Raw genomic sequence first — 7,454 nt, forward strand, 5'->3', positions numbered from 1 at the left:
CCAGAGGTCGCAGGTTCAAATCCTGCCCCCGCTACACAGTGACGAGGCCCGGACCGACAGGTCCGGGCCTCGTCTGTTCTCGTCCCGGGTGCTGGTCTCAGCGTCGCCCGGGGTCGACCCGGCCGCTCTCGTAGGCCCAGATCACCAGCTCGACGCGGTTGCGGGCCGACAGCTTGGTCATCAGCGCCCCGATGTGGGTCTTGACGGTGCTAAGCGAGAGGAACAGCTCGTCGGCGACCTCGGCGTTGGTCCGGCCGACGGCGACCAGGTCGAGGACCGCCTCCTCCCGTGGGGTCAGCGGGTCGACCGGCTCGCGCACGGCGCCGGCGTGCGACGAGGCGAAGGCGGCCAGCAGACGCGCGGTCACGGCCGGCGCGATCAGCGCCTCGCCCTGCGCGGCGGCCAGGACGGCGCGGGCCAGCAGCTCGGGGTCGGCGTCCTTGAGCAGGAAGCCGCGGGCCCCGGCCCGCAGTGCGTCGTAGACGTACTCGTCATGGTCGAAGGTGGTGACCACGATGACCGGCACCGGGTCGGCGACGTCGGGGCCGGCGACCCGGCGGGTGGCCTCGATGCCGTCGAGGTGCGGCATCCGGATGTCGAAGAGGCACACGTCGGGGTGCAGCGACTCGACGAGGGCCACGGCCTCCAGCCCGTCGCGGGCCTGGCCGACCACCTCGATCGACGGCTGCGCGTCGAGGATCGTCGAGATACCGACGCGGACCATGTCCTGGTCGTCGGCCACCAGCACCCGCACCGGCACCCGCCCCGGCGCACTCACGGCTGTGCCTCCGCGCCGGTGCCGCTCGCCGGGACGGTGGCCTCGACGGTCCAGCCGCCGCCGGGATCCGGCCCGGCCTGCACGGCGCCGCCGAGCAGCGAGAACCGTTCGCGCATCCCGGCCAGGCCGTACGCCGCCCGGTTGCGGCGTCCGCGCCCGGCACCGGGCGCGCGGCCGTCGTCGTGGACCCGCAGCCGCACCACGTCGTGGTCGCGGCTGAGGTGAACCGCCACCAGGGTGGCGTCCACGGCGTGCCGCCGGGCGTTGGTCACGGCCTCCTGCGTGGCGCGGAACAACGCCGAGCCGACGGGAGACGGCAACCGGTCGAGGTCGCCGGCCGTCTCGACGACGACGCGCGGTCCCGGACCCTCGTCGCGGGCCAGGTGCGAGATGTCGGCGACGCCGTGGGCGGGGGAGCGGCCGGGGCCGACTGCCCGGTCGTCGCGCAGCACGGCCACCATCGCCCGCATGTCCTCCAAGGCCCGCGACGCCGCCTCCTCCACGCCCTCGACCGCGGCGGTGGCCGCGCCGGGGTCGGTCCGGGCCCGCACCTGGGCGGCGCGGGCGTGCATCAGGATGCCGGTGACGTGGTGCGCGACGGTGTCGTGCAGGTCGCGGGCCAGCTGCTCGCGCTCGCGGAGCCGGACCTCCTCGCGGGCGCGCACCTGCGCGGTGGTCCACAGTCGCATCACCGCACCCAGGGCCACCGGCAGCATCAGCGCCGCGACCCCGAGCAGCATCGAGGCCCCGGTGGCGTCGTAGAGCGGTTCGCGGAGCAGGTGCAGCGCCAGCAGGAAGCCGCTCCCGGCCAGCACGCCACGTCCGCTGGCCCAGCGACCCAGCGAGTAGGCGAGCAGCAGCACGACGGCGGTCACGTCGAGCACGCTGTGGGGCTCCCCGGCCAGCGCGGGCACCACCCCGGCGGCGCTCTGGGCGCCGTAGGACACGACCACCATCGCCAGCGGCCGGTGGGAGCGCCACAGCAGGGCGGCCACGCACACCAACGCCCACGCCCCGTGCCAGAGCGGCCACACGACGTCGGTGCGCAGGGCGGCCTCGAGCACGGTCAGCGGGACGAGCCCGGCGACCAGGGCCCGGTCCCACCAGGGCGTCCCCGGCGGCGGCTCGGCCCGCGGCTCGTCCCACAGCGCGCGCAGCGGGCTCCTGGTCACCCGACCAGGGTAGGCCCGGCACGTCAAAGGACGGATGGGACTTTCGGCCGACCGAGTCCGGCCTCGAGGACTACCCGGCTCCGGCCCCCGCTCCGATGCGCCGATGACCCGGGCGCAGCGACGGTGGAGGCATGACACGACACACCGACACCTTCACCGGCACCACTGCCGACGCACCCACCACGACGGGCACCGCGCCCCGCCCCACCGACACGTCGTCCGCGCTGGCGCGCACCGGCGGCATCGCCGCACAGCTCGTCGCCGGCACCTACGTGCTGGGCTTCATCGCGATGGCCGCCTACTTCGTGCCCCGCGGCCTCGTGTCGCCCATCGACGAGCCCGAGGCGTCGCTGGCCTTCCTGGTCGAGCACCATGCCGCGCTGGCGGGGTGGTACCTGGTCCTCTACCTCCTTGGCGGCGCCGCGATGGTGCTGGTCTCGCTGGGGGTGGGCGCACGCCTGTCGCCGGCGCCCGCCCTCGCCCGGGTGTCCACGGCCCTGGGGCTGGTCTGGTCGGGGATGCTCGTGGCCAGCGGGAGCGTGGCCCTCGTCGCGCAGCAGGCGGCCGTCGAGCTGCACGCGCACGACACCGCGCTGGCGCTCGACACCTGGGTCGCGACCAGCGTGGTGCAGGACGCGCTGGGCGGCGGCATCGAGGTCGCCGGCGCGCTGTGGGCCGGCGTCGTCGGGTACGCCGTGCTGCGGACCCGGGCGCTGCCGGCCGGGCTCGGAGGGCTCGCCCTCGGTCTCGCCGTCGTCGGCGCTGTCACGGTCGTGCCGGCCGCCTCCGAGATCGCCACGTCGGTCTTCGGGCTGGGCTTCATCGTCTGGTTCACCTGGCTCGGGCTGGCGCTGCTGCGCCCCCGCCTCAGGGCGTGACGACGAGCTTGCCGACGAGGCCGCGGCCCTCGAGGTCGGCGTGCGCGGCGGCGAGGTCGGCCAGGTCGTAGGCGCGGGCCACGACCGGGCGCACCTCGCCGCGGCGGGCCAGGTCGACCAGCGTCTCGAAGTGGGCGGGGGTGTGCATGGTCGAGCCGACCAGGGCGACGTTGGCCAGGTAGAGGCGGCGTACGTCGAGCTCGACCAGGTGACCGCCCAGCGCCCCCGCGACCACCCAGCGCCCGCCGTCGCGCAGCAGGCCCAGCGCCTGGGCGACGAAGGGGCCGGCCACCACGTCGACGACCACGTCGATGCCCTCGGGGCAGGCCCGGGCCAGGGACTCGCGCAGGTCGCCCTCGGTGCGGTCGACGGTCACGTCCGCGCCCGCGGCCCGCACCTGCTCGGCGTGCACGCCGCTGGTGATCGCCACGACGCGGGCTCCGCGGGCCGCGGCGAGCTGCACGGCCGCCAGCCCCACGCCGCCGGAGGAGCCGGTGACCACCACGGTGTCGCCGGCCGCCGCGTGCCCGCGCTCGAGCATGCCCAGCGCGGTGCCGTAGGCGATCGGCAGCGCGGCCAGCTCGACGTCGCTGAGCGGGGAGCCGTCGACGACGTGGGCTCGCTCGGCGTCGACGACCACGAGCTCGGCGAAGCCGCCGTCGCCCTCGCTGCCCAGGATGTGGGTCGGGTGCGCGTCGGGCCCGTCGTGGTCGTAGCGCGTCGCGGGGTCGACCAGCACCCGGCGGCCCACGAGGTCGGCGGGGGCGCCCGGGCCGGCGGCCACGACCTCGCCGGCGACGTCGCCGCCCTGGATGCGGGGGAAGTCGATCGGTCCGCGCCAGCCCGAGCGGGCGTCGGGGTCCTCCGCACTGCTGCCGTAGGCGCCCTCGCGGGTCCACAGGTCGGTGTTGTTGAGCCCGGCGGCCCCCACCCGCACCAGCACCTGGCCGGTGCCCGGCTCGGGGGTGGGGACGTCCCGCAGCTCCACGGCCTCGGGACCGCCGTGCCGGGTCAGCACCGCTGCGCGCATCGTGCGGGGGATCTCCTGCTCGTCCACGACTGCTCCTCCTGGCTCGCGCCCGTCTGTGCGCCCCACCCTAGGGACCGGTAGACAAGGGCCATGTGGTTCGACACCTGGTCCGACATCTGGCGGGTGCTCCTGGTGGGCCCCGCGTCGTACGCCGCTGTCGTGCTGGTGCTGCGCACCTCGGGCAAGCGGACGCTCTCGAAGCTCAATGCCTTCGACCTCGTCGTCACCGTGGCCCTGGGCTCCACCCTCGCGACGATCTTCCTGAGCAAGGACGTGTCGTGGTCGGAGGGCGTGGTCGCGCTGGCGGTGCTGGCGCTGCTGCAGCTGCTCGTCGCGGCGATCACCTCGCGGCTGCCGGCGGTGCGCTCGGCCGTGACCGCCGGGCCCACGCTGCTGCTGCGCGACGGGGAGATGCTCGAGCAGGCGCTGCGCGACGCCCGCCTCACCGGGGCGGAGGTGCGCCAGGCGATCCGGGGGAACGGGGTCGGTGACGTCGCCATGGTCGCCGCGGTGGTGCTCGAGAGCGACGGCAGCCTCAGCGTGGTCACCAGGGAGCAGTCGGGCGACCTCAGCGCGCTGGAGGACCTCCCGCCGCGGGGCTGATGCCGTGCAGGAGGACCGCGGTCGTGCGGTCGACCCACGCCTCGTCGAGCCCCTCGGGGCCGTGCACCAGCATGGCGACGAGCGCGGCGCCGATGGCGAGCTCGAGGACGGTGACGGCGTCGACGTCGCGGCGGACCTGTCCGGCCTCGGCGGCCCGGGCCAGGTAGTCCTCGACGCCGATCCAGCCGTGCTCGGCGAAGCGCTCCAGCAGCCGGGCGTGCAGGGTCGGGTCGGCCGCGGCCTCGGCGACCAGGCCGGGCACCGCGAGCCGGGCCAGCGGCGAGGCGAGCAGGCCGGCGGTGCGGCGCACCAGGTCACGCAGGTCGTCCTCGAGCACGCCGGTGCGCAGGGTCTCGGTCGTGTCGGCGTCGCGGAACGCCGCCTCGTGCACCAGGTGGGCCTTGCTGGGCCAGCGTCGGTAGACGGCGGGACGTGAGGTCCCGGCGCGGTCGGCGATCGCGGCCACGGTCAGGTCGGCGTACCCGACCTCGTGCAGGAGCGCCGCGGCGGCGTCGAGCACTGCGCGGTCTATACGTGCGTCACGGGGTCGTCCCTGGTCCTTGCTCATTTCCGTGACGACTGTAACGTATCGGCGCGTGACCGACATCACCAGCGCGATCGTGGAGCTCTCCGACATCGTCGACGCACGCTACGGCGGCAAGGCGCTGGGCCTGGCCGAGCTGGCCCGCGCCGGCTTCGACGTGCCGGCCGGGTTCGTCATCGCCGACGCCGACCCCGGTGCGCTGCCCGAGGGGCTGCAGGAGCGGTACGCCGCCCTGGCGGCGTCCGGTGCGAGCGTCGCCGTCCGATCCTCGGCGGCCGGCGAGGACGGCGCCGAGAGCTCGTTCGCCGGCCAGTACGACTCGGTCCTGGGGGTGCGCGACCACGACGGCCTGGTCGCGGCCGTGCGGCGGTGCGTGGCCTCCACCGGCTCGGAGCGCGCCAGCGCCTACCAGGCCGACTCGGGCATCTCGGGCACCATGCACCTGGTGGTCCAGGAGATGGTCGACGCCCGGGCCGCGGGGGTCGTCTTCACCGCCGACCCGGTCAGCGCCCGCCGCGACCTCGCGGTCGTCGACGCCGTCCCGGGGCTGGGGGAGGCCCTCGTCGACGGATCGACGGCCTCCGACCACTTCGAGGTCGACCGCACGGGCGCGATCACCGCCCGGGCGAGCCCGGCGCGTGCGTCGGTCAGCGACGCCGAGGTCGCCGAGGTGGTGGCCGGCGCCCGGCGCGCCGAGCAGCTGTGGGGCCGCCCGCTCGACCTGGAGTGGGCGATCGACCGGGGCGGGCGGCTGCGCTGGCTGCAGGCCCGCCCGATCACCACACTGCCCGGCGACCTGGGCGCGATGGACTCGGTGCCGGCCGGCGACGACCACGTCTACACCCGCTGCAACATCGGCGAGATGATGCCGGGCGCCTTCTGCCCGCTCACCGCCTCGGTCAGCGGCCAGGCGATCGAGTACGCCATGCAGACCGTGCAGGTGATCGCCGGCTTCCAGGAGGCCTACCAGGACGACCGCTGGCTGCAGCTGGGCTACTTCTCCGGCCACCTGTTCCTCGACATGACCGAGGGGACAGCGCTGAGCGCGGGCATCCTGGGCAACTCCCTCGAGCAGTACTGCCTGTCCATCGCCGGCCGGCTGGTCGAGGAGCTGGTGCCCAAGGCGCCCGCGTCGTTCCCGGTGCGCCTGGTCAACACGGTCCGGCTCTCGACGTTCGCCTTGACGGCGGGCGGTGCGATCCGGCGGCTGGACAGGAGGCTCGCAGGCTTCGTCGCCCCCTCGGCGGCGACGCCCCACGAGCTGCTGGCCGAGCTCGACGCGGCGATCGAGCTCTACAACGAGGCGACACTGACCCACGTGCGCTCCTCCTCGCGCGCCGCCGTCGCGGCCAACATCCTCGAGGAGACCGCGGTCAAGGAGGCGGTCAGGGCGGGGCGCAGCGAGGACGACGGCCGCTCGCTGGCCTCCGCGCTGATGGCCGGCGGCAGCGACGTCGAGAGCGCGATGATGCTCGCGCAGCTCGACGACGTCGTCGACCGGTTGGCCGGCGACGCCGACACCGGCGGCCGCTTCCTCGACCTGGCTCCCGGCGACGCGGTCACCTGGCTGGTGGGCGGCAGCGGCGCGACGTCGCGCGAGCTCGCCGACTTCCTGCAGCGCCACGGCCACCGCGGCTACCGCGAGCTGTGCCTGCGCGACCCGTCCTGGGGGGACGACCCGGACGGTCTCGGGACGATCATGCAGGCGATGCTGCGGGCCCGCCGCGCGACCGGCCGGCCGGCCCGCCCGGCACGGGCGCAGGACGACGCCCGCCTCTCCCGTGCGGTGCGCACGCTGGCGCGGATGGCCCGCGCCGGCGCCGCCGGCCGGGAGGCAACCAAGTCACGGATGGTGCTGGTCGCGCACCGGCTCAGCCGCGGCTACCGGCTGCTCGGCGAACAGCTCGCCGAGCAGGGTCGCCTGCCCGACGCCGACCTGGTCTTCTTCTTCGACCGCCGCGAGCTGCCGGCGCTGCTGGCCGCCGAGGACACCTCCGCCATGGTCGCCGCGGCCGAGTCCCGCCGCACGGCGCTGCCCTTCCAGGCCCGCCTGGAGTTCCCGGACGTGTCGGTCGGCAGGCCGACGCCGTTCACCCCGCAGGCCCCCGAGGGCATCGAGGACGGGGTGATCGTGGGCCGTCCCGCGTGCAGCGGCGTCGTCGAGGGCAGCGTGCGGGTCGCGGCCACGGTGCTCGAGGCCCAGGACCTCCAGCCCGGCGAGATCCTGGTCGCGCCGGTCACCGACGTCGGCTGGACGCCGTACTTCACCCTGATCGCGGCCCTGGTCACCGACATCGGCAGCTCGGTCTCGCACGGCGCGGTGGTGGCGCGCGAGTACGGGCTGCCCTGCGTGGTCAACACCCAGGGCGCCACCCGGGTGCTGCACACCGGCGACCGGGTGCGGGTCGACGGCGACCGCGGGACCGTCACGGTCCTGACGGGGTAGGCG

At 75.4% G+C, this 7,454-nt stretch carries 7 protein-coding genes; 3 read left to right on the forward strand and 4 right to left on the reverse strand.

What is annotated here, in order from left to right; genetic code table 11:
- Positions 1–97 precede the first annotated feature (97 nt).
- Positions 98–760: a response regulator gene (locus QWJ41_RS20500; RefSeq protein ID WP_302710333.1), complete on the reverse strand. Its 663-nt coding sequence runs from the start codon at positions 758–760 to the stop codon at positions 98–100.
- A gap of 14 nt (positions 761–774) precedes the next feature.
- Positions 775–1,950, reverse strand: a complete 1,176-nt coding sequence (locus QWJ41_RS20505; protein WP_302710325.1) for a sensor histidine kinase — start codon at positions 1,948–1,950, stop codon at positions 775–777.
- A gap of 131 nt (positions 1,951–2,081) precedes the next feature.
- Between QWJ41_RS20505 and QWJ41_RS20510 the strand changes: the two genes are divergently transcribed.
- Positions 2,082–2,828, forward strand: a complete 747-nt coding sequence (locus QWJ41_RS20510; RefSeq protein WP_302710327.1) for a hypothetical protein — start codon at positions 2,082–2,084, stop codon at positions 2,826–2,828.
- Here QWJ41_RS20510 and QWJ41_RS20515 read toward each other — a convergent pair.
- On the reverse strand, positions 2,818–3,885 hold the full coding sequence (locus QWJ41_RS20515) for a zinc-binding dehydrogenase (protein ID WP_302710329.1): 1,068 nt from the start codon (positions 3,883–3,885) through the stop codon (positions 2,818–2,820). The two genes, QWJ41_RS20510 and QWJ41_RS20515, sit on opposite strands and share 11 nt — an antisense overlap.
- A 63-nt stretch (positions 3,886–3,948) precedes the next feature.
- On the opposite strand from QWJ41_RS20515, the gene QWJ41_RS20520 reads away from it, so the two are divergent.
- A complete protein-coding gene (locus tag QWJ41_RS20520; RefSeq protein ID WP_302710330.1) occupies positions 3,949–4,461 on the forward strand; it encodes a DUF421 domain-containing protein in 513 nt (170 codons plus the stop codon).
- Here QWJ41_RS20520 and QWJ41_RS20525 read toward each other — a convergent pair.
- Positions 4,427–5,029, reverse strand: coding sequence for a TetR/AcrR family transcriptional regulator (locus QWJ41_RS20525; RefSeq protein WP_302710331.1), 603 nt, complete (start codon positions 5,027–5,029; stop codon positions 4,427–4,429). The two genes, QWJ41_RS20520 and QWJ41_RS20525, sit on opposite strands and share 35 nt — an antisense overlap.
- Before the next feature lie 28 nt (positions 5,030–5,057).
- Here QWJ41_RS20525 and QWJ41_RS20530 point away from each other — a divergent pair, with 28 nt between their 5' ends.
- Positions 5,058–7,451 (forward strand): PEP/pyruvate-binding domain-containing protein, encoded by a 2,394-nt coding sequence (locus QWJ41_RS20530; protein ID WP_302710332.1) that lies wholly within the window; start codon positions 5,058–5,060, stop codon positions 7,449–7,451.
- The last annotated feature ends 3 nt before the right edge of the window (positions 7,452–7,454 follow it).

The sequence above is a fragment of the Nocardioides cremeus genome, assembly GCF_030518195.1.
GTDB classification, from domain to species: domain Bacteria; phylum Actinomycetota; class Actinomycetes; order Propionibacteriales; family Nocardioidaceae; genus Nocardioides; species Nocardioides cremeus.

Coding starts and splice junctions, on each gene's coding strand:
- QWJ41_RS20520 (WP_302710330.1), top strand. CDS start 3,949: ATGTGGTTCGACACCTGGTCCGACATCTGGCGGGTGCTCCTGGTGGGC.
- QWJ41_RS20510 (WP_302710327.1), top strand. CDS start 2,082: ATGACACGACACACCGACACCTTCACCGGCACCACTGCCGACGCACCC.
- QWJ41_RS20525 (WP_302710331.1), bottom strand. CDS start 5,029: ATGAGCAAGGACCAGGGACGACCCCGTGACGCACGTATAGACCGCGCA.